The organism is Dickeya chrysanthemi NCPPB 402, assembly GCF_000406105.1.
Lineage (GTDB): Bacteria > Pseudomonadota > Gammaproteobacteria > Enterobacterales > Enterobacteriaceae > Dickeya > Dickeya chrysanthemi.
The window spans coordinates 2658646-2678602 of the sequence record NZ_CM001974.1; the positions used below are offsets into that span (position 1 = coordinate 2658646).

Sequence of the window (19957 nt, forward strand, 5' to 3'; positions counted from 1 at the left end):
GGCTAAGCCGTTTATCCGTCTATCTGTGCCATCGCCTGCAAAATACGTTTATCGGAAATGGGATACGGCGTGCCCAGTTGCTGGGCGAAATAACTGACGCGCAGCTCTTCAATCATCCAGCGGATGGTTTTTACGTCGTCATCGTCGCGCCGCTCCGGCGGCAGCTTGTTCAGCCACTGTTGCCAGGCCTGCTGCACCTGCTCCACTTTCAGCATCTGCGCCCTATCGCGGTGGACATCCTGCGCCAGTTTATCCAACCGGCGTTCGATAGCGTTCAAATAGCGCAGCACATCCGGCAACCGCTTGTAGCCGTTGTCGGTGACAAACCCACGGAACACCAGCCCGCTCATCTGGCTTTTGATGTCGCTTAACGCCAGTGCCAGCGCCATGTCCACCCGGCCTTTCAGCCGTTTGTTGATGTTGAATACCGCGGTTAAAATCTGCTCCACCTGACGGGCGATATCCACCACCGTGTCGTTCAGTTCCGCACGCACCCGCTCGTGCAACTGGCGGAACGCCGCTTCTTGCCACGCCGGGCCGCCGGCTTGTTCCATCAGTTTGTCCACACCGCAGGCGATACAATCGTCGATCAGTTCCAGCACCTTGCCGTAAGGGTTGAAATACAGCCCCAGCTTGGCCTTATTCGGCAATTTTTCATGCAGGTATTTAATGGGTGAAGGAATGTTCAGCAACAGCAAACGGCGTTGACCACGCCACATCATCTGTTGTTGCTGGTGCGGCGAATCAAACAGACGGATCGCCACGCTGTCTTTCTCATCCACCAACGCCGGATAGGCTTTTACCGCGTAGCCGCCGCGCTTCTGCTCGTAACGCTCGGGTAAATCGCCAAAACTCCAGATGTGTAGATCACGCTGTTCAATGCCGTCATCCGCCACCGCCGACAGCGTTTGTTGCACCTTTTCCTGCAATTGCTCTTTCAGTGCCCGCAGATCTTTCCCTTCCCGCAACGCGCGGTTTTTCTCATCCACCACCCGGAAGGTCATTTTCAGGTGATCGGGCACCTGATCCCACTGCCAGGCTTCACGATCGACCGTCACGCCGGTCATCAGGCGTAGCTCACGCTCCAGCGCCTCCAGCAGCCCTTTTTCCCGTGGCGTGACCCGCGCCAGAAACGCTTCTGCATAGTTGGGCGCCGGCACGAAGTTACGCCGTATCGGTTTCGGCAATGATTTGATCAACGCCACCACCAGGTCACGACGCAACCCCGGAATCTGCCAGTCGAATCCCTCTTCTTTTACCTGATTCAATACCGGCAACGGGATATGCACGGTCACGCCGTCGGCATCCGCCCCCGGCTCGAACTGGTACGTCAGCCGCAAACGCAGCTCACCCTGCTGCCAGTGGTTCGGGTAATCCAACGCGCTGACGCGCTCCGCCCCGTCTTTGATCAGCATGGCCTTTTCGAAGTTCAGCAACTCCGGATTGGCTTTGGCGGCCTGTTTCCACCAGCTATCGAAATGGCGGCTCGATACCACATCGTGGGGCACACGCTGGTCGTAGAACGCAAACAAGGTCTCGTCATCAACCAGAATATCGCGGCGGCGGGACTTGTTTTCCAGTTCCTCCACTTCCGAGCGTAATTGCTGATTGGCCCGGAAAAAACCATGTGAGGTTTGCCAGTCGCCTTCCACCAGCGCGTGGCGAATGAACAGTTCACGCGACACCACCGGGTCAGTAGCGCCGTAGTTCACTTTACGGGCCGCCACCAGCGGCAAACCGTACAGTGTGACCTTCTCCTGCGCCATCACCGCGCCCTGCGCTTTCTCCCAATGCGGGTCGCTGTAACTGCGTTTGATCAAATGCTGCGCCAGCGGCTCGACCCATTCCGGTTCAATGCGGGCAGCGATGCGCCCCCACAGACGGCTGGTTTCCACCAGTTCCGCCACCATGGCCCATTTCGGCGGCTTCTTAAACAAACCAGAGCCAGGGAAAATGGCAAACCGGGTGTTGCGCGCGCCGCTGAATTCCTGCTTTTCGACGTCCTTTTGTCCAATGTGAGACAACAGACCGGTCAACAGTGCGCAGTGCAAACTGCGGTAATCCGCCGGTTCGCTGTTAACCGGGAAGCCCAGCTCTTTTACCACCTGGCGCAGTTGGGTATAGATATCCTGCCATTCCCGTACCCGCAGGTAGTTGAGGTAGTCACTACGACACAACTTGCGAAACTGGCTGGATGACAAGGCTTTTTGCTGCTCTTGCAGGTAATCCCACAGGTTGACGAACGCCAGAAAATCGGACTCTTTGTCGACAAACCGGCGATGTTTTTCCTCCGCCGCCTGCTTTTTCTCCGCCGGGCGCTCGCGCGGGTCCTGAATCGACAAGGCGGCGGTAATGATCATCGCCTCACGCACACAGCTGGTTTGCCGCGCTTCAAGCACCATGCGCGCCAGTCGCGGGTCGACCGGCAGTTGCGCCAGTTGGCGCCCTTGCGGCGTCAGCCGATAGCGGCCGTCATCGCTGGTCTCAATCGCCCCCAGTTCTTCCAGTAACCGCACCCCGTCCTGAATATTGCGTTTGTCCGGCGCTTCGACGAACGGAAACGCCGCGATGTCACCCAACCCCAACGCCGTCATCTGCAAAATGACCGAGGCCAGGTTGGTACGCAGAATCTCCGGGTCGGTAAACTCAGGCCGGGAGAAAAAATCCTGCTCGGAATAGAGGCGGATACAAATCCCCGCCGCCACACGACCACAACGCCCTTTACGCTGGTTGGCGGAAGCCTGCGATACCGGCTCGATCGGCAACCGTTGTACCTTGGTGCGATAGCTGTAGCGGCTGATACGCGCCGTGCCGGGGTCAATCACATACCGGATACCGGGCACCGTCAGCGACGTTTCCGCTACGTTGGTCGCCAGCACGATGCGCCGCCCGTGGTGAGAGTGGAATACCCGGTTTTGTTCCTGACTGGAAAGACGCGCGTACAACGGTAAAATTTCGGTGTGCGGCAGATCCTGCTTGCTTAACGCATCAGCCGTATCGCGGATTTCCCGCTCGCCACTCATAAACACCAGAATATCGCCCGGCCCTTCGTGACACAGCTCATCCACCGCATCCAGTATCGCCTGCAACTGATCGCGGTCGCTGTCCTGCGCTTCTTCCACCACCGGCCGATAACGCACGTCCACCGGATAGGTTCGGCCGGATACTTCAATGATCGGCGCATTGCCGAAGTGACGAGAAAAACGCTGCGGGTCGATGGTGGCCGACGTAATAATCACTTTCAGATCCGGGCGCCTCGGCAGCAGCTGTTTGAGATAGCCGAGAATAAAGTCGATATTGAGGCTGCGTTCGTGGGCTTCGTCGATAATCAGCGTGTCGTACTGCATCAGCAGCCGGTCTTGCTGAATCTCCGCCAGCAGGATACCGTCGGTCATCAGTTTGACCAGCGTGTTGTCGCCCACCTGATCATTGAACCGCACCTTGTAACCCACCGTACTGCCCAGCGAGGTCTCCAGCTCCGCGGCGATACGGTCCGCCACGCTGCGCGCCGCCAGCCGGCGCGGCTGGGTGTGACCGATCAGGCCGGTAACGCCGCGCCCCAGCTCCAGGCACATCTTCGGCAACTGAGTGGTTTTACCGGAGCCCGTTTCCCCGGCCACAATCACCACCTGATGGTCGCGGATAGCCGTCAGAATCGCTTCACGTTTCTGGCTGACCGGCAACGCCTCCGGATAGCGAATAGCCGGCAACGATGTTCTGCGCTGTTCCACCCGCAGGCGAGCCGCGTCGATCTCCTGCCCGATTTCCTGCGCAATCGCAACCTGTGCCTGTGGATTCCCCACTTTCATCGCGCCCTGCAGACGACGGCGCAGACGTTGCCGGTCGCGCAGCATTAACGCATCGAGCTGAGGTTCTAACGCATGGAGAGGTGATGTCACGGTGCAATTCCTTACTGTCTGATTCCGGGTATGGGTGGTCTGTCGAACAACGGCCCGGCGCCCCTGATTGTTGCAGGCATAACCTGATTATTACGATCACAAAATCGTGCGGCGGGCATGGTATCACATTGACGGCGCAGGCTATATGTCATCCGGCGGGATTCCACCGCACCACATCGGGCGTCGGCAACCGTCATTCAATAAAATCGAACAAAGATCTCGAAATATTGCGCTATCCCGTTGTCGATAACACACCTATGATGCGTTCATGCGACGACAACGTTCGTTCTGGCACACTTAACAAGGAATAGGCAATGAGCAAAGTACTCGTTCTGAAATCAAGTATTCTGGCTGACTTCTCTCAATCCAACCAGTTGGCTGACCACTTTACCGCCTCCTGGCAGGCAGCACACCCTGCCGATACTATTACCGTTCGCGACCTGGCCGCTCAGCCGGTACCGGTGCTGGACGGCGAGCTGGTTGGCGCGATGCGTCCTTCCGACAAACCGCTGACGCCGCGTCAGCAGGAAGCGCTGGCCTTGTCCGACGAACTGATTGCCGAACTGCAGGCGCATGATGTCATCGTGCTGGCCGCCCCGATGTACAACTTCAGCATCCCGACCCAACTGAAGAACTATTTCGACTTTATCGCCCGCGCCGGCGTGACGTTCCGCTACACCGAGCAGGGTCCGGAAGGTCTGGTGAAAGGTAAACGCGCGCTGGTGCTGACCAGCCGTGGCGGTATCCACAAAGACGCGCCGAGCGACCTGCTGACGCCGTACCTGCGTCTGTTCCTGGGCTTCATCGGCATCAGCGACGTGGAATTCGTGTTTGCGGAAGGTTTCGGTTACGGCCCGGACGTTGCACAAAAAGCACTGGCCAGCGCCAAAGAAGAGCTGTCTCAGCTGGCGTCTGCGTAACGATTACGCGTTAATTCCCCCTCATATTCACCGCCGTGTTGCCCTGACAGCAACGTCGCTCTGGCAACAGACACAGCGTCACCGCACACGGCGGGTTTTAGTCCTGTTTTTTGTCTTGTATCCTGATGTGGCGTGGCTTCTCCGGTTTTTAATACCACCGCCAATGAGGATCTCCGGCCAGGTCTTACCCAATCCGTAGATCACAAAACGCTTATACCCAGCCGGTTGGCGGAAGTTCTATTTTTTAAGACAATAGTTCGAAGCTCAGCAAATAAAACACTGCAAATAAACACCCCCTAACCATTCAATAAACAGTCACTCCATAATATTCAACTATACCCAAAATAATTCGAGTTGCAGGAAGACGGCGACGCAGCGAATCCCGGTGAGCTTACTCAAGTAAGTGACTGGGGGGAGCGACAAATCTGCCGGGAGCAGATTTGAACGCAGCTCGCTGCGGTCCTGAAAGGGCGAGGCCCAGGGATGGGCCGAGTAATAAAGCCAACGCACCTGCAACTTGAAGTATGACGGGTATAAATAATACTGAGCTTCATACCGAAGGTTGTAATTATGGATAAGGAAATTATTGAGTGACATTCTGTAAAAACGATTGGCAACATCAAAAGACCCATCACGCAAATCAATCAATAATGCTCAACTTGCACCAGAAAAATTGAGAGAACGATTCTTCTTTTCATGTAACAAAACTACATGTGACATGGATTACAATTTCAATTTCCATCACTATTTATAGTGGGCCCCCTGTCGGAACAACGTATGCATATTCATGGAACCCATTAACGATGTAGCAAAAAATCGTGCTCTTTGGCATGGCTGTATCTCGCGTTTTGAACAACAACGAACCGAACAACATTGTGGGATAAATAATCTCTTTTTTCTTCGCTGGCACAACCTTAACGGCTGTGTTTTTTATTCATGACAGCGCATGTTGAACGGACAAGGCAGTTGTCCGGCTCTACGGGCGAGCACAGCGAATAAACCGGAGCGTACACGCAGTACGTGAGGAGTTCGGGCACTGCCCTGGTCAAAAATGGCAAGTAAAATAAGACTCTAAGTGAGGTATGTTTATGTCTGCTGGCTCAATAGAAAAGCAGAGCGCTTACGAAAAACTGGGCCTGAGAGAGAAGGTAGGCTACGGCATGGGGGATGCCGGCTCTTGTATGATATGGAGCGTACTGGCGCTGTATTTGACTTGGTTTTACACCGATATCTACGGTCTGGAACCCAAGACCGTCGGTACATTATTTTTGGTAATCCGTATCTTTGACGCATTTATCGATCCAGTCATGGGCGCTGTTTGTGACCGGACTAAAAGCCGCTGGGGCAAATTTCGCCCCTGGCTACTGTGGATGGCCCTTCCGTTTGGCCTGGGTGCAATAGCGATGTTCACTACACCAGACCTGAGCATGAACGGAAAAATTATTTATGCCTGGATAACCTACCTAATTATGTCGCTGATTTATACGGCGATAAATATTCCGTATTGCTCGGTAGCGGGTGTCATGACGTTGAATCAGAAAGAACGCATGGGCTGTCTGTCATGGCGCTTTTTCCTTAACGGCCTGGCAACGCTTATCATCTCGTCTACTATTCTCCCCCTAACGGACTGGCTGGGTAACGGTAACCGGGCTTCCGGATTCCAAATGACGATGATGATAATGGGCGGAGCTGCCACCTTAATGTTCCTGCTCTGCTTCTCCAGTATTAAGGAACGTGTTACCTCAGTTAAGGCCAACGACTCGTTAATACGAGATCTGAAAGACATCGCCAAAAATGATCAATGGGTGCTGATGATTTCTATCACCTTCCTTAACGTCTTCCCGGCATTTATTCGCGGCGCAGTCACTATTTATTACGCTACTTATGTGATGCAGGCTTCTGTCGGGTTTATAACCTTCTTTATGGCTCTCGGCGTCGCCTGTAATATGTTGGGCAGCGTTATTGCTAAGCCGCTTACGGATCGCTTCGATAAAATTAAGCTGTTCCGCCTTATTAATGTCATTCTTGGTATTCTATCGTTCGCGCTGTGGTTTGTTGAACCCTTCTCACTCGCGCCGCTGTTAGCATTATTTATTGTCATCAATATCCTACATTTAATCCAGTCGGGACCAATCCTGTGGGCCATGATGTCCGATGTTGATGACTACGGCGATTGGAAATTTGGCAAGCGGCTAACCGGAATTTCCTTTGCAGGGAACCTTTTTATGCTGAAAATGGGCCTGGCGGTGGCCGGAGCTATCGTTGCCTGGATCTTGTCGTATACCGGCTATATCGCTAATAATCCAGAGCAAAATTCACAAACGATTCAGGGCATTATTATCATGTTTACGCTTCTACCCATGGTGAGCTATTTCATCAGTGCTTATATGGCACGCTATTTCAAGCTTAACAACACTTTTCTGGAAAAAATCAAAGTCGACCTCGCAAAGCGCGGACTGGAAAATGGCTATTCTGGATCACAGGAGCATAAAGATGTTCCTGCTATTCAACCCACACATTAATTTTTAAATACACAGAGATGCAGCGGAATTGGCAGATTGTTTTTATTTCATTACTACTAAAGGAGCATTATTAATGACTAGAAAAAATTATTACGATGTAACAGCATGGAAAATTGGTAATCCGTATCAGGATATCGGCGAGGTAATTAATAGCATAATTAAAGATATTAAAAATCGGCAAACGCAGACCGATGTTGATGAGGGGGGTAAACCAGGCGCGGTTATTTATATACCGCCAGGAGACTACCACTTAACTACCCAAGTAACGATTGATATCAGTTATCTTAGAATAGAGGGTTCCGGCCACGGTTTTACCTCTTCAAGTATTCGCTTTAATACGCCGGAAAGTGAATGGAAAAACTGGCATGAAGTGTGGCCGGGTGGCAGCCGTATCCTGGTAGATCTTTCTCCAAAAGCTGGAGATGAGGAATATAATGGAGCCGCGTTCTACGTTAAGAGGGATGGTAACCCGCGCATAAGCTCAGTTGAATTTGCTGGTTTCTGTATTGACGGTTTACACTTCGTGGATGATAACTCGGGCCATAACGATCCAGAAAATACTTATATTAACGGCAAGACCGGTATTTATATCGACAGCGCTCAGGACTCATTTTGCATCACAAATATGGGACTCGTCTATTTAGAACACGGTGTAACGATATATAATGCAGATGCACTTTCAATCCATAATAATTTTATTGCCGAATGCGGAAATTGTATTGAGCTACGAGGATCTGGGCAGGCTTCAAAAATCACAGATAATTTAATAGGTGCGGGTTATAATGGCTATTCAATTTATGCTCAAAATTTTGGCGGCCTGTTAATCTCAGCTAACAATGTGTTCCCGCGCGGTTCCAGCAGTGTCTATTTCTCCGGCGTGGTGCGATCTACAATCACCAGCAACAGATTCCATTCGTTTTATCCAGGCATGCTGGTACTTGAAAATAATTGCTCGGAAAATCTCGTATCTTCGAATCATTTTTTTCGCGAGCATGAGCCATGGGGGCCAATGCAGAAGTACGATAATGGCTTAGATGATTTATATGGCCTACTATATATTAGTGGGAGTAACAATTCCGTCATTGCCAACCATATTTCAGAAACCATATCTACACAATATATTAAACCCTCTGGTGCCAAACCGGTAATAATACATCTTGTTTCAGGTGACGGAAATTATATTTCTGGCAACCATATTGTCGCCACGACCGAAGCATCAGAAGCTCAGGCTAAAGCAAAGAATTCCTGCTTCGATACTCAGGTGCGCGCTTTGCTGGCTGTCGCCACCCTGAGGTCGCTTGACGTAACCATGGTGCAGGTAGAAACAGAGTCGCGACAAAATACGATTCTGGATTCTGGATGTGATGCACAGGTAGTTATGGACAGGACTGTAAATGCATTTAGAGCCACTCCCACGCCTGGAGTATACAGCCTTAACTCTTAATAAAGATCGGGTTAAGCAGTGGGTGTCTTAAAGACACCCTTTTTCTTTGCGACTTTAATGCAGGAATAATAACACTCAAGGGCGTAGCGTTATTTGTCTGGAAGAACTCTCAACGGGAGTAGAGCCTGGAGTTGCCATTAAATAGAGCACTGAGGATGGCGATGCAGTGCCACATATTTTCATTGTTATTACCCACGATTATTGCCCCCAAGTGCTACGATATTGCGTAAGTTTTGCTGCCGTGACCCTCGCCGACGGATTGTATTCAAGCTTAATCTCCTGACAAACACTGATATGGAAGTAGCGCCGTGTTCCGCAATGGCTCCCTTGGTTAGCAAATACTTCAACGATGCCGGCGTCGAAGAACAGCTCAAGCTCGTTTAATTCCTCAATGTAAGCACAATACTGTCCGTCATCATGTCCTTCGGCCCGTAGTATGAGCCGGCTTTCCTCATAACAAAGCGTTACTTGCCCGCCGCTTTCTCCCTTAAATGTCAGGAGCAGATGGGAAATCCCCTCACCGTTCAGCTTCACAGAGAACGATTGCAGCATAGCGGCGGGTAGCCGCAACTGACCGTCAAGGATGTCGTCGTGATGCTCGGTTTGCCGTACTATGCAGGACCCCGGCGGCGTCACGGGTTGCATGCACAGCAATCCAGCACTATTGAGTGCAAACCGGCGCGGCAGAGACATTTCGCCGTTGTAAACCGAAGCAACGTTTTTTTTGCTGGCCCAGTTATATAGCCAGGCAAAACCCAATATTTCCTGCCCATCACGAAATGTCTGAAGAGCATAAAAATCAGTACCAAAATCCAAGGGCTGCAATTTATTGTCGTCGGGGATAAAGCAACCATCGCTGAATTCGCCAGTCTGGGCATATAGCAGATTGTGACGCCCGGTTTGTGGCTCGGTATAGCCAACAATCCCCATGATTAATACCCATTTCTCGCCGATTGAGAAAAAATCCGGGCATTCCACGCAACGTCCGCCATGCTGCCTGAAATGTTTATCCGCCCGATATAGCACATGGTCGAATACCCAGTCTTCACCGTTAATCGAAGTAAAAAGTAGTACTGCCGGATCGGCATCTACCGACGATCCAAGCAGCATCAGGTAGCTATTTTTGTCGTTATCAAACCAGACTTTCGGATCCCGGAAATCACAGCTCACGCCTGCAGGCAGGTCACTTAATACCGGTTTAACTGACTCAACCTTATCCAGCCAACGGCTTGGCCTGGCACATTTTTGCACCTCCCGATAGCCGGTATAGAGATCGTAGGCTGGCAGACGCTCTGTAAAATAGAACCGGATGCTGCCATCGCAGTCCTGAAAGGCAGTGCCGGAAAACGCACCACCTGTTGCACCCAGCGCCTCAAGGTTTTGCTCCGGTTGTAAAAACACCGGATAGTGCCGCCAGTGGTATAAATCCATACTAGCTGCATGTCCCCAATGCATCGGTCCCCATTCAGTGCCGTGAGGATGGTATTGATAAAAAAGATGATAGGTGTCGCCGATTTTGCATAGACCGTTAGGATCATTCATCCAGTTGATAAATGGAGAGAAATGTAAGGCCGGACGTAACGATTCCTGAGCATACCAAGTATCCATCTCACCGCGTGAGACCGGGCGTAGTGCATGAAAGTCATCGACCAAGAATGTAACGCCTTCTTGTGATAAAGTTTTCGGCTGCCAATAGTAAAACAAAGAAATATCCGCAGCTTCGTCATCCCATTCAATCGATAGCGGTTGGTCAGAATAATGGATATAAGTGAAATACTGATAATATTCAGCGGCCTTTTTTATAGCATAGACTGTATTTCCCGCTGTTGAAAATCGCAATAATGGCGTATATATATCGTGTTTTTTCTTTAACCAAAAATCAAAACGCATACCCGATGTTGCGGGCAGTGTTAAATTTCTCATAACATTGCTCTTTTGGTAGTGATAAGAAAATTATTTTTCGATACAGACTGCACCTCTATAGTACACTCTGCATTGGTCTAAACTGCCGAGGGCTAAATACACATAACGAGAATGATTAAATCTTTGTCACAGTAACACTCAGACTGCTCTCCCGAACAATAAGTTTGGTGGTTAACTCTATTGAATCGATATGCTCTTTATTTTCTGAAGAATTAATCAACTCAAAGGCCAACTTACCCATTTCATTTATGGGCTGTGCAATACTTGTAATGTTCATCATCTGAGCAATTATTGTATTATCGAAGCTAGCGATAGCGATATCCTCTGGAATATTGACACCACGACGACGGAGATTCTCTATAATATAACTTGCGGCCACATCGTTATAAATAAATAAGCAGTTTAATTTACCTTTCTGTGCCAAAATATTATCAACTATATTATCCAATGATTGAATATGTCCGCGGTTATTTTCACCGTCGCCTTTGGGGATCCAATAGCTGTGATGCTTTTCCACCCGGTAGCCGTGACTGAGTACTTTCTTACAGAAGGCCGACATCTTACGGTTGTCCACCCCATCCTGACCGATGAAGCCAAAGCAGGTGCGGCCGATATCAATAAAATGCTCGGCTATCGTTTCCGCCCCACGTTCTTGATTGTTGGAAACCGAATCAAAAAAGCGCGAGGTCTGTGTCACCACTGCGGTATGAATTCCGGTAGCCTTAAGCCAATCTGAGAGCGAAACCTCCGCCTCGGTGGGTACCCAAATCAACGCATCAATACCCATCCCAGCCAGCGCTCTAATTAGCTGTCGATCCTGAAACGGCTGATTCTGGTGAGTCTTAACCAGTATCGTCTTTCCTACATAGCGGGCTTCTTCTTCGAGAGAGGCCAGCAACTCGCAGAAATGGGGGTTGACCAGATTAGGAACCACTACACCAATCAGACCAGAGCACTTACCACTGAGCTGAACGGCATTTCTATTGGGAACGTAGCAGAGAAAATCCATGGCCTCGTGCACTGCGCGACGGGTTTCCACCGTGACGCTGGGGTGGTTGTTAATGACCCGCGATACGGTGGCAGTTGAAACGCCCGCCTTGGTTGCTACATCTCTGATCGAAGCCATGGAAACAATGTTACCGGTTACATTTGTTACATGAATGACAGCTAGTGTAGGAAGATCACCTGCTAAAAAATGTTGTGCAGATCTCATGTATTATCGTTACATGGGCTTAGGATTTTGATCACAAATGTAGTAAGGAGAGTTATACGCTGTCTTTAGTTATACGAGATTTTCTGTATGACCTTACTGGCATAAAAATTTTAGTCCTTAAGCCGGGCGGCCTTCCTACTTTCCGCTTGACTCGTTCATCTTTCAGGCCACCGCACAAATTACCTATAGCAGATGTTTTATTCAGCCGATTAGGCCTGCTATCATTTATCTATTGCACTAGATTATCACTCAACAGGTTTTTTCTATGAACAATAAACAGCGCCGGGAAATCGGCACCGAACTGTCCTTTGCGTTATACGGCGCAGCCAACCGGATGAACCGGATGCACAAGATCTTCCTCGATCCGCTCGGGCTGACCTTTCCGCAGTACCTTGTGATGCTTGAACTGTTTAACCAGACACCGCGAACTGTCGGCGAACTGGGCAACAAACTGGGGATGGATACGGGCACCATCACACCGCTGCTGAAACGGCTTGAAACCGCCGGCAGGGTACAACGTACACGTGATACGAACGACGAGCGACGCGTGCTGATAACACTCACCGAGGCCGGCGAGGCGCTTCATGACGAGCTCTGGAGCATTACCGGAAAAATAAAATCGGCCTGTCGGCTTACTGAAGACGAGCTGACGCAGCTTCGCGACACACTCAACGCTTTTGCTCACCCCGCCGCTGAATAGCGGCAGGTCATTTCACAGGAGAAAATCTCATGATTATTAGCATCATTGGCGCAGGTAATATTGGCGCATCGCTGGCTAGAAAACTTTCTGCCTGCGGGCATATCGTAAAACTAACCAATTCCAGAGGGCCTGAAACCATTCGTGACATAGCCAACGAAGCTGGTGCCAAGGCAGTCACGCGCGAAGAAGCCGTCAGTGATGTTGACGTGATTATCCTTGCTATTCCTTTTGGGAAGCACAGTGAACTCGCTACCTTGCTAAGCAACGCGCCGGCAAATGCGACCCTCATCGATACATCAAATTACTATCCGTTTCGTGATGGTTCGATTGCCGATGTTGAGCATGGAAAACCTGAAAGCGTCTGGGCCAGCGAGCAAGCCGGACGGACGCTCATCAAGGCGTGGAATGCCGTACTTGCTGCCACACTTTCAGACAAGAGCCTGCCAGCCGGTGCTGCCGGACGAATCGCCATTCCGGTTGCTGGTGACGATGAAAAAGCAAAATCCACCGCTATGGCATTAGTTAGTGAAACGGGGTTTGAGCCCGTAGATGCAGGCTCACTGACGGAATCCTGGCGCCAGCAACCTGGCTCGCCCGCGTACTGCACAGAATTGTCCCCTGCTGAGTTGAAAACGGCCTTGCAGAAGGCTGATAAAGCCCGCGCCCCGAAAAATAGGGACACTCTGATGGACGAGTTTATGTCTGCCAGAGAAACGCTTACACACGATCATATTGTTGCCCGTAACAGGGCAGTTACCGCTTAACTCTAGAGAATTAGCCAGCTGCAGGAGGTACCGATGAACCACTCAATACTCACTAAACCGCAGTCATCCATTCATGACGCGCTGTCCTTTAGCGAAACAGTACGGCTTCGTCGTTCTTACCGGGGTTTTCTTCAAACTCCTGTTCCGCAGGAAATGTTGCTCAGCGTGTTAGAAGATGCCCAGCAAGCACCTTCTAACTGCAATACCCAGCCGTGGAATGTACATATTGTTTCAGGCCAGAAACTGACAGAACTGGCGGAAATACTCCATGAGAAGAATAATGCCGGGGAGTTCACACCCGATTTTACCTTCGATATGAACCATTTTTATGGCGCATACGGCGAACGTAAAAATGCGCAGGGCAAGGCTTATTATGAAGCCATGAATGTTGCCCGTGAGGACAAAGAGAAGCGCCACCGGGCCGCGGCATATAATTATTCATTTTTTAACGCCCCGCATGTTGCGCTGCTCTTCATGCCGACGTTTGGTGACAATGTCCGTGTGGCGGGTGATATCGGCATGTACGGCCAGACTTTTCTGCTTTCCCTTGCTGCGCACGGGCTGGGTGGTATCCCGCAAACCTCTCTCGGCTTTTTTGCTGACCCCGTACGTCGCTTCTTGGGTATCCCTGATAATTTGAAGCTACTGTTTGGTATCTCCTTTGGTTATCCGGATGAAGCAGCACCGGGTAACCGCATGAGAATGGATCGCGTAGATATCAGCGAATCAGTGACCTTTCATAACTAGTTCAATGCCAGGCTAATAAGCTGACTGCATAACGGTTATGAAACTTAACAGAAGTTATCAAATGAAGCTTTTGATAAGGAAAGAGAAGATAAATAATTAATCACAGCTGCGGATTGGTATGCTGAACTCAAGTCATACCACAGAACACTGATATGCAGCTTTGCGTTACGAAAACCGGGCAGTGACGTTCTAATACCCTTTGCGTCCTTTTTTCACGTTAAAAAAGAATCAGGTTCCGGATTCGGGACCTGTTATGCCGCTGTAGCTAAAGGCTGACCGGATTTTATGTATCAGAACGTTGTGATCTACGCCAAAATCGACGCTGTAAATAATTCAGTGTAACTGCCATCCCATCACCGGTGATCGCTCAGTCGGTCACCGAATTCGATAATAAAACGGCTCATCGCCAGCCGTATCACGCTGTTCAGCGATTCGATAGCGTTCGTGGTATCTATCGTGTCCATCAACTCGCATCGGTTAGCGCTAATCAAACAGAATGAGACACGTTAATTGACTGTTTTAACACTTAACGCCTTGAAGGCCCTGAGTTTTTAACATCACTGTCGGCGCGCGTTTATCCATTTAATTTTTCTTTATCTTATCGCCAATGCGGTTATCCGACTTCTCCAGCAACTGTACCGTTTCTTTATCCGTTCGGATGTGAATGTCGTGTTCAATGCGCACGTTCATGTTGATGGTAATCGGTTCTTTCGGTGCCGCCACCTCAATACGCGGGGTGCAACCGGTTAGCAACGCAACGACTATCGCGGCACAGGCTGTTTTCATCTCATTCCCCTTTGATGTTCATAGTGAGTTACTCGGCAGCCTGCTGCTCCAGCGATGCCTTTAGATTGTCGCCAAAACGCAGGCTGTGCCATAACTGGAAAACATTCTCCTGCTGGCGATAATTGAGCACAATGTCACGCTGCGACTGGTCATCCATCACGCTATGCCCTGTAACGCGGGATACCAGCGACAATTCGCCGCGCTGACTGAGATCCATCGTCACCCAGGAACGTCCGATCTCCATATAGCGCAACCAGGCAACCACGGCGGCGTTGGCGACACTGTTGCGCGCCAGTTGGTCCGCCAGTTGCGGATCAAGCCGTACCGTCAGCGGCGTGTCATTGGTAAATTTACCATTCTGCACCAGCATCGAAGGGTGGCTAAAATTCAACGGTACTACCCCGCTGATACGGCCGGACATCGACAGCTTTTTCGCTTTCAACCCATTCACCAGTTCACCGATGTCGATACCCTGTAACCGTAATATCGCTGCATCATGCGCCGGCAAACGCAGCGGCGACAGCGACACATGTCCATCCAGCACATCCAGTTCCAACTGCGCCAGCGTCAGCGGGCGACGTTCGCTGTAGGGATAAGAGCCATACATCTGTATGTCGATATTTTGCATCGGAAACAGGCTATCGAGCCGGTTAATGCGCAACGCTACCGGACGGGAGATACCCAGTTGCCAGCGATGATTTTCAAACCGATACGGCAGCACGAAGTTTACGCCGCTGACATTGCCATCCTCCAGCCAGGCGTTGCCGTTTTTCACCGCCCAGTGCCCGCCCGCGTGGAATCCCTGACCACGCGCGGCGGAAAACGCCGCCTGTGCATAAAACTGACCGGAACGGATCGCCAGCTTCCAGTTTGGCGGCAGCAACGTCTGGAATACCCGCAGTGGTTGCGGTGCCCACCACCCGCTGCCGCGCAGCCGTTGCCCATCCCAACGGCCGTTAAGCCGGACGGGGCCGACCTCGTCCGCCTGCAACTGACCTCGCCACTGAAAATCCCGCGGATTGCGTCCACGAATATCAAGAGTCAGCTCCGTGGCGGGTAATTCTCCTGCGCCACGAAAATTCACCTGCTTCGCCGCCAGCGTCAGCGCGCCGAATAGCGTCCCTGCCGTCGGATCGCGATGCCAGCGTAATGGTTTGGTCAACGTCAGCCGGGGCTGAGCCACCGTCACCACACCGTAACGGAGTTGGTTAAGCCCGCTGGAGAGAGATTCAACTTCAATCAGGTCGTTCAGCCAGCGGCCATGGCCGGCGATATCCCAGCGGCCCTGCAACGGCGGCAACTCCCCCTCGCCCCAGTAGCGCCAGCGCCAGTCGCCGTTATCCGGCCAGAACTGCTGTGCTTTACCGTCCAGATGCAGGCGAAAACGCCCCCAATAGCTATCGCGGACTTTCACAATCGCCTGCAACCTGCCGCTGACGCCCCCTCGAGTCACCTGAATACCCGCCAGCGGCCAGCGCGCTTCTTCCAGCATCACTGTTGGGCGCGGCATTCCAAAGGCGCGTAACAGCGAACCAGGTAACAATGTGACGGTAGGGTCCAACGCCGCGCCGTTCACCACACCCGGTAACGACGCGAATATCGATAAATCGGGTAAGTTAACTTGCCCGGTGAGTTGAAAACGCATATCGCTATCGGTCAGCCCCAGCAAACCGGGCCCCAGCGATAAAACGGCGTTCGCACGGCCGTTATGACCTTGCGTCAGGAGATTGATTCGTGCTTCCAGCCGCAGCGGATCACGCGGTTGTAATAGGTCATACAGCGTCAGCGAGACGCCGCCCCTTAGCGGCTGACCGGCGTAAGGCCAATGCCACTGACCGCCCTGAATACGAAGATGACCGTCGCTGACCTGCCACGGCAACGTCAGCAACGGTTCGGTCATTGACGCCACACTGACCGTCAGCTCGCCCTGATTACCCTGCCAGCGCAACACCGCACTGGCAGGCTCAGGTAACCGCAACGGCAGGTATTGTCCTTGCACCTCGCCGCGTTGCGGCAGTCGGTTGAGCGTCGGCGCCAGGTGCATTACACCGTTGACCTGCAACGGCGCCTCCTCCGTCGCGGCGTGCATCAGGCCTTGTTGCAGCGTCAATTCAGTGCCGTGCAGTTCGGCCTGCAGTTGTAGCGGGTCGCTCTGAATCCGCAGTTGCTGGCGCGATGCGTCGGTAGAGAATTGCAGGCTACCGGCCTGATTCAGCCAGGGTGCCACCGTGACACGATGCAACGTCAGTTCAGCTTCAGGCAGCCACCGTTGCCACTGAGCCAGTTGCAACGCCGCCGTCCCGGAAGACGCCGGCCATTGCCGCAGACACTCGGCATCCAACGTCAGCGCTTGTACATCCAATCGCCAGAGCCCTTGATGATAACGGACGCGCAACCCGGACAGCGTGGCGGCGCGACACGGCGCCAGATGAAGTTGTGCGTCAGGCAGCCAAAATCCACCTTGCCGCCAGCCGGGCGTCGCATCCATCACCAGGCTGGCACCAACGGGCAAATAAGGCCGCAACACCATCGGCAGCCAACGCGGCATCGTCCAGCAGGCAGCCGCTACCCCCAGCGCCAGCACCAACGCCAGTACGGCCAGCCAACCAACACAGCGCATTAACTTCAGCATGGATTACGTTTCAGGGTTATTCCGGTCGTCATCATTTTGTCATTCAGTGCGAATCGTTGCGGTTTTTAAACCTAATGTCACCATTCAGTTCACATTCCCCGCAAAATCCGTACATTTCAATTACCTGATTGTGATAAAATTTTTACATAAGCGCAGTGTCTGGCTACACAACGTACCGGTTACAGACTCGGTGACGCGATTCTGAGCGTATCGTGCCTGACCGGATTATATATTCATCAGCATTGTTGTTCATTTAGACAATACGGACCTGCTCTACCCTTCAATCATCGCAAAAAGGGATGCTCCATGCGTAAAAACTATCCAGTCAGTCAACGTCAGTATCCGTTGGATGCCAAGACTAAACTGATGTCGGTGACCAACCCTGACAGCCTCATTACTTACGCTAACGCCGATTTCATCAAAGTCAGCGGTTACGAGCCGGAAGAATTGATGGACCAGCCGCATAATATTATCCGTCACCCGGATATGCCACCTTCCGCCTTCGCAGACATGTGGAATACCTTAAAAGCCGGAAAAATCTGGACCGGTGTGGTCAAAAACCGCCGCAAGAACGGTGATCACTATTGGGTTCGCTCCAGCACCACGCCGTTAAAGCGGGATGGCAAACTGGTGGGCTACATGTCGGTACGTACCGCCGCCACGACGGAAGAAATCCGTCAGGCCGAAGCACTCTATGCACAGGTGAATCAGGGCACCCTGAAAAACCGCGCCTTCCATCATGGTTTGCTGGTTTATACCGGCCCGCTGAAATGGCTGAGCCTGTTCAAAACCATGCCGTTACGCTGGCGCATTCGTAGCTATTTTGGGCTGCTGGGGCTGATGCCGCTGGCGATCGCATTCGCGCTGTTGCCCAAAACCGCGCTGGTCTGGGGGTTGTTTGCCGCCTTGATCGCCTGCGCCTGCCTGTTCTGTGAGTTGCTGGTGCAGCACGTCGCCAAACCGGTGGAACAGATTCTTGAACAGGCCATGTGTTCCGCCTCAGGCCAGGCCAACAGTTTGACCCAATTCAATCGCGCCGATGAGATAGGTATGCTGATGCGCGCGGTCAATCAATCCGGCATGAACTTCCGTACGTTTGTAGATGACGTCAACGTCAACCTGCAAGAGCTCAAAACCGCCTGCAGTGACATCGCTCAAGGCAACCACATCCTGGCTGAATGTTGCGAAAAAACCGAAGAGAGCCTGCAACAAACCGCCGCATCGGTGGAACAATTGACCGCCACCATCAAGAGCAATGCCGATGCATCGCTGCGGGCATCCCAGTATGCGCAAGACGTTAATCAGGTCGTCAATGTGGGAGAGCAGGCCGTTACGGAAGTCGCCAACACCATGGAGGCGATCACCCGCGCCAGCGAACGCATCACCGACATCATCAGCGTGCTGGATAACCTGGCATTTCAGACCAATATTCTGGCGATCAACGCCGCGGTAGAGGCAGCGCACGCCGGAGAACAAGGTAAAAGCTTCGCGGTAGTCGCCAGCGAAGTACGCTCGCTGGCGCAACGCAGCGCCGCTTCCGCCAAAGACATCGCCGCGCTTATCGACAATACGCTGGCCAGCATCCACGCCGGTGATCAGCAGGTCGCGCATACCAACCGCTCAATGAACAACATCCTGGTTAAAGTGCAGGAGGTGACGCATTTGATGAACGACATCAGTCTGGCCACCAAGGAGCAGTCACAGGGATTGCAGCAGATCAACGACGCGGTCAACCGTATCGATGAACTGACTCACCAGAACACCGCGCTGGCCAGCCAGTCCAATTCCGCCACCGGACACCTGCAACAACAAATCGCCAGTATGGCGCAGGCCATTTCCGTATTCGGCGCATCCAAATAAGCGGCGCTCCCCATTCAGGAGGGGTTCCCCCTCCTTTTTCATCGCGATATGCGCCGCCATCACAATCTTTTCATCACCTTATCATGATAAGGGTAACCGTTTGTCTGTTTATCGTTTTCTGTTAGTTTAAACGGGCTGCTGCCCTAATCAGGTCAATTCTTGACGCCGGTTATCGGCGGCATCGTACCGCCGATAACTTAACCAGCCGGACAGCTGCCGTTCATCAGCGCCGTTTCGCTGCAACGTTTGCCATTAGCCAGCAGGCAGGTACCGATACTCGCCCCGTTCAGTTGACGCGAAAACCCCATACGCCCGCCAGCCAGCGTACAGTTTACTTCCGCCGGCGAGCCTTGCCCCTGCCACACCGCGCGCTGCGGCGCCACCGCCACCGCCTCCGCCTCCGGAACCGACGCCGATTCCGTTTGTCCGCCACTGCAAGCCACCAGCATCAATGTGGCGCCCGCCACCAGCCATTGCGGCATATTCATCTTCTTATCGACTCCTGTAGCAGGGAAGCGAGGTAGCCGCGCTTCTCCGTTTTCATTTG

13 protein-coding genes are annotated in these 19957 nt (G+C 52.1%); 7 read left to right on the top strand and 6 right to left on the bottom strand.

The window, feature by feature from the left end:
* Window positions 1–11: 11 nt before the first annotated feature.
* Window positions 12–3899, bottom strand: coding sequence for an ATP-dependent RNA helicase HrpA (gene hrpA / locus DCH402_RS11920; protein WP_040001271.1), 3888 nt, complete (start codon window positions 3897–3899; stop codon window positions 12–14).
* A 314-nt stretch (window positions 3900–4213) separates the two neighbouring features.
* On the opposite strand from hrpA, the gene DCH402_RS11925 reads away from it, so the two are divergent.
* The 3 genes from DCH402_RS11925 to DCH402_RS11935 all read left to right on the top strand — a co-directional run bounded on the left by DCH402_RS11925 (window position 4214) and on the right by DCH402_RS11935 (window position 8785).
* The gene (locus DCH402_RS11925) at window positions 4214–4819 is read left to right on the top strand and encodes an FMN-dependent NADH-azoreductase (RefSeq protein WP_040001272.1); all 606 of its coding nucleotides are present in this window, start codon (window positions 4214–4216) and stop codon (window positions 4817–4819) included.
* A 1088-nt stretch (window positions 4820–5907) separates the two neighbouring features.
* On the top strand, window positions 5908–7341 hold the full coding sequence (locus DCH402_RS11930) for a glycoside-pentoside-hexuronide (GPH):cation symporter (RefSeq protein ID WP_040001273.1): 1434 nt from the start codon (window positions 5908–5910) through the stop codon (window positions 7339–7341).
* Between the two features lie 73 nt (window positions 7342–7414).
* Window positions 7415–8785 (top strand): NosD domain-containing protein, encoded by a 1371-nt coding sequence (locus DCH402_RS11935; protein WP_040001274.1) that lies wholly within the window; start codon window positions 7415–7417, stop codon window positions 8783–8785.
* A 198-nt stretch (window positions 8786–8983) separates the two neighbouring features.
* Here the strand turns inward: DCH402_RS11935 and DCH402_RS11940 are convergent, their stop codons facing one another.
* Window positions 8984–10708: a GH32 C-terminal domain-containing protein gene (locus DCH402_RS11940; RefSeq protein ID WP_071604706.1), complete on the bottom strand. Its 1725-nt coding sequence runs from the start codon at window positions 10706–10708 to the stop codon at window positions 8984–8986.
* A gap of 115 nt (window positions 10709–10823) precedes the next feature.
* The gene (locus DCH402_RS11945) at window positions 10824–11834 is read right to left on the bottom strand and encodes a LacI family DNA-binding transcriptional regulator (protein WP_040001275.1); all 1011 of its coding nucleotides are present in this window, start codon (window positions 11832–11834) and stop codon (window positions 10824–10826) included.
* Window positions 11835–12186: 352 nt separating this feature from the next.
* Between DCH402_RS11945 and DCH402_RS11950 the strand changes: the two genes are divergently transcribed.
* Genes DCH402_RS11950 through DCH402_RS11960 form a run of 3 tightly spaced genes read left to right on the top strand, consistent with a single transcriptional unit; the run spans window position 12187 to window position 14132 of the window.
* Window positions 12187–12621, top strand: coding sequence for a MarR family winged helix-turn-helix transcriptional regulator (locus DCH402_RS11950; RefSeq protein WP_040001276.1), 435 nt, complete (start codon window positions 12187–12189; stop codon window positions 12619–12621).
* 29 nt (window positions 12622–12650) lie between these two features.
* Entirely contained in the window at window positions 12651–13385 is a 735-nt protein-coding gene (locus DCH402_RS11955; RefSeq protein ID WP_040001277.1) for an NADPH-dependent F420 reductase, read from the top strand.
* 33 nt (window positions 13386–13418) lie between these two features.
* A complete protein-coding gene (locus tag DCH402_RS11960; protein ID WP_050583304.1) occupies window positions 13419–14132 on the top strand; it encodes a nitroreductase in 714 nt (237 codons plus the stop codon).
* A 582-nt stretch (window positions 14133–14714) separates the two neighbouring features.
* On the opposite strand, the gene DCH402_RS11965 is transcribed toward DCH402_RS11960, so the two are convergent.
* Together DCH402_RS11965 and DCH402_RS11970 are read right to left on the bottom strand one after the other, a co-directional pair.
* On the bottom strand, window positions 14715–14918 hold the full coding sequence (locus DCH402_RS11965; RefSeq protein WP_040001278.1) for a YnbE family lipoprotein: 204 nt from the start codon (window positions 14916–14918) through the stop codon (window positions 14715–14717).
* A 28-nt stretch (window positions 14919–14946) separates the two neighbouring features.
* Window positions 14947–17550, bottom strand: a complete 2604-nt coding sequence (locus tag DCH402_RS11970; protein WP_040001279.1) for a YdbH family protein — start codon at window positions 17548–17550, stop codon at window positions 14947–14949.
* Between the two features lie 306 nt (window positions 17551–17856).
* On the opposite strand from DCH402_RS11970, the gene DCH402_RS11975 reads away from it, so the two are divergent.
* A complete protein-coding gene (locus DCH402_RS11975; RefSeq protein ID WP_040001280.1) occupies window positions 17857–19410 on the top strand; it encodes a methyl-accepting chemotaxis protein in 1554 nt (517 codons plus the stop codon).
* A 197-nt stretch (window positions 19411–19607) separates the two neighbouring features.
* Here the strand turns inward: DCH402_RS11975 and DCH402_RS11980 are convergent, their stop codons facing one another.
* A complete protein-coding gene (locus DCH402_RS11980) occupies window positions 19608–19898 on the bottom strand; it encodes a putative hemolysin (protein WP_040001281.1) in 291 nt (96 codons plus the stop codon).
* Window positions 19899–19957: the final 59 nt, after the last annotated feature.

What these genes read in the sequence shown, in the direction of transcription:
- DCH402_RS11925 (WP_040001272.1), top strand. Translation starts at nt 4,214, where the DNA reads ATGAGCAAAGTACTCGTTCTGAAATCAAGTATTCTGGCTGACTTCTCT.
- DCH402_RS11930 (WP_040001273.1), top strand. Translation starts at nt 5,908, where the DNA reads ATGTCTGCTGGCTCAATAGAAAAGCAGAGCGCTTACGAAAAACTGGGC.
- DCH402_RS11935 (WP_040001274.1), top strand. Translation starts at nt 7,415, where the DNA reads ATGACTAGAAAAAATTATTACGATGTAACAGCATGGAAAATTGGTAAT.
- DCH402_RS11940 (WP_071604706.1), bottom strand. Translation starts at nt 10,708, where the DNA reads ATGAGAAATTTAACACTGCCCGCAACATCGGGTATGCGTTTTGATTTT.
- DCH402_RS11945 (WP_040001275.1), bottom strand. Translation starts at nt 11,834, where the DNA reads ATGGCTTCGATCAGAGATGTAGCAACCAAGGCGGGCGTTTCAACTGCC.
- DCH402_RS11950 (WP_040001276.1), top strand. Translation starts at nt 12,187, where the DNA reads ATGAACAATAAACAGCGCCGGGAAATCGGCACCGAACTGTCCTTTGCG.
- DCH402_RS11955 (WP_040001277.1), top strand. Translation starts at nt 12,651, where the DNA reads ATGATTATTAGCATCATTGGCGCAGGTAATATTGGCGCATCGCTGGCT.
- DCH402_RS11960 (WP_050583304.1), top strand. Translation starts at nt 13,419, where the DNA reads ATGAACCACTCAATACTCACTAAACCGCAGTCATCCATTCATGACGCG.
- DCH402_RS11965 (WP_040001278.1), bottom strand. Translation starts at nt 14,918, where the DNA reads ATGAAAACAGCCTGTGCCGCGATAGTCGTTGCGTTGCTAACCGGTTGC.
- DCH402_RS11970 (WP_040001279.1), bottom strand. Translation starts at nt 17,550, where the DNA reads ATGCTGAAGTTAATGCGCTGTGTTGGTTGGCTGGCCGTACTGGCGTTG.
- DCH402_RS11975 (WP_040001280.1), top strand. Translation starts at nt 17,857, where the DNA reads ATGCGTAAAAACTATCCAGTCAGTCAACGTCAGTATCCGTTGGATGCC.
- DCH402_RS11980 (WP_040001281.1), bottom strand. Translation starts at nt 19,898, where the DNA reads ATGAATATGCCGCAATGGCTGGTGGCGGGCGCCACATTGATGCTGGTG.